The organism is Rhodococcus sp. 1168, from assembly GCF_002091955.1.
GTDB lineage: Bacteria > Actinomycetota > Actinomycetes > Mycobacteriales > Mycobacteriaceae > Rhodococcoides.
Genome location: NZ_MKKY01000091.1, coordinates 1 through 2,500 on the forward strand (window position 1 = coordinate 1; position 2,500 = coordinate 2,500).

The window sequence follows — 2,500 nt, forward strand, 5'->3', positions numbered from 1 at the left end:
TGTGTTCGGCGGTGTCCTACTCTCCCACACCCTGTCGAGTGCAGTACCATCGGCGCTGGAGGGCTTAGCTTCCGGGTTCGGAATGGGACCGGGCGTTTCCCCTCCGCTATGGCCGCCGTAACTCTATGAAACAGTTACACACGGAACACAACAGAAAACTCACACATAATGGTGAACGATGTTGGTTCATTCAATTGTAAATACTGAAACGTGTGTTGTTTCAGATATCGCACAGTGGACGCGTAGCTTCTTTGTGGTAAGTCCTCGGCCTATTAGTACCAGTCACCTACATCGGTTACCCGACTTCCAGTTCTGGCCTATCAACCCGGTGGTCTGCCGGGGGCCTTACCCCCTCGAGGGGGTGAGAAACCTCATCTTGGAACAGGCTTCCCGCTTAGATGCTTTCAGCGGTTATCCCTTCCGAACGTAGCTAACCAGCGGTGCTCCTGGTGGAACAACTGGCACACCAGAGGTTCGTCCGTCCCGGTCCTCTCGTACTAGGGACAGCCTTCCTCAAGTTTCTTACGCGCGCGGCGGATAGAGACCGAACTGTCTCACGACGTTCTAAACCCAGCTCGCGTGCCGCTTTAATGGGCGAACAGCCCAACCCTTGGGACCTACTCCAGCCCCAGGATGCGACGAGCCGACATCGAGGTGCCAAACCATCCCGTCGATATGGACTCTTGGGGAAGATCAGCCTGTTATCCCCGGGGTACCTTTTATCCGTTGAGCGACACCGCTTCCACATGCCGGTGCCGGATCACTAGTCCCGACTTTCGTCCCTGCTCGACGTGTCAGTCTCACAGTCAAGCTCCCTTGTGCACTTGCACTCGACACCTGATTGCCAACCAGGCTGAGGGAACCTTTGGGCGCCTCCGTTACATTTTAGGAGGCAACCGCCCCAGTTAAACTACCCACCAGGCACTGTCCCTGAACCAGATCATGGTCCGAGGTTGAGGTATCCAATACGATCAGAGTGGTATTTCAACAACGACTCCACAGTAACTGGCGTCACCGCTTCACAGTCTCCCACCTATCCTACACAAACCGAACCGAACACCAATACCAAGCTATAGTGAAGGTCCCGGGGTCTTTTCGTCCTGCCGCGCGTAACGAGCATCTTTACTCGTAATGCAATTTCGCCGAGTCTATGGTTGAGACAGCTGAGAAGTCGTTACGCCATTCGTGCAGGTCGGAACTTACCCGACAAGGAATTTCGCTACCTTAGGATGGTTATAGTTACCACCGCCGTTTACTGGGGCTTAAATTCTCAGCTTCGCCACCGAAGTGACTAACCGGTCCTCTTAACCTTCCAGCACCGGGCAGGCGTCAGTCCGTATACATCGTCTTACGACTTCGCACGGACCTGTGTTTTTAGTAAACAGTCGCTTCTCACTGGTCTCTGCGACCCCACCCAGCTCAGAACGAAAAGTTCATCACCAGACAGGGTCCCCCTTCTCCCGAAGTTACGGGGGCATTTTGCCGAGTTCCTTAACCATAGTTATCTCGATCGCCTTAGTATTCTCTACCTGACCACCTGTGTCGGTTTGGGGTACGGGCCGTGTGAAAGCTCGCTAGAGGCTTTTCTCGGCAGCATAGGATCACTGAATTCGCCTCAATCGGCTACGCATCACCTCTCAGGCATCATGAACGGCGGATTTGCCTACCGTTCGCCCTACAGGCTTACACCAGTATTACCACTGACTGGCCCAGCTACCTTCCTGCGTCACCCCATCGCTTGGCTACTACCAGATCAGGTCCTGCGCATCCACCACACCCCTCACTCTCGAAAGAGATCAGTAACATGGATTCAGGGCAGTTAGTATCACTGATTCACCATGGGCGCGTTCACACGGGTACGGGAATATCAACCCGTTGTCCATCGGCTACGCCTGTCGGCCTCGTCTTAGGTCCCGACTCACCCTGGGCGGATTAACCTGGCCCAGGAACCCTTGGTCATTCGGCGGACGAGTTTCTCACTCGTCTTTCGCTACTCATGCCTGCATTCTCACTCGCACAGCCTCCACACCTGGATCACTCCGATGCTTCCATGGCTGCACGACGCTCCCCTACCCACCCACACACCTGGCACACTCCTCGTAAGGAACATGCGGGCTATTGTATGAGTGCCGCAGCTTCGGTGGTGTACTTGAGCCCCGCTACATTGTCGGCGCAGGATCACTTGACCAGTGAGCTATTACGCACTCTTTCAAGGGTGGCTGCTTCTAAGCCAACCTCCTGGTTGTCTTCGCGACCCCACATCCTTTTCCACTTAGTACACGCTTAGGGACCTTAGCTGGCGATCTGGGCTGTTTCCCTCTCGACTACGAACCTTATCGCCCGCAGTCTCACTGCCACGCTCTCACTCATCGGCATTCGGAGTTTGGCTGATTTCGGTAAGCCGGTAAGCCCCCTAGACCATCCAGTAGCTCTACCTCCGATGAGAAACACGTGACGCTGCACCTAAATGCATTTCGGGGAGAACCAGCTATCACGGAGT

Annotated in this window: 2 rRNA genes (1 of these 2 cut by a window edge); both read right to left on the reverse strand. The window is 54.8% G+C overall.

Features of this window, described 5'->3' with window-relative positions:
• Window positions 1-3: 3 nt before the first annotated feature.
• A 5S ribosomal RNA gene (gene rrf, locus BJI47_RS20770) occupies window positions 4-120 on the reverse strand.
• 132 nt (window positions 121-252) lie between these two features.
• A 23S ribosomal RNA gene (locus tag BJI47_RS20775) occupies window positions 253-2,500 on the reverse strand; it runs 910 nt beyond the window's last position.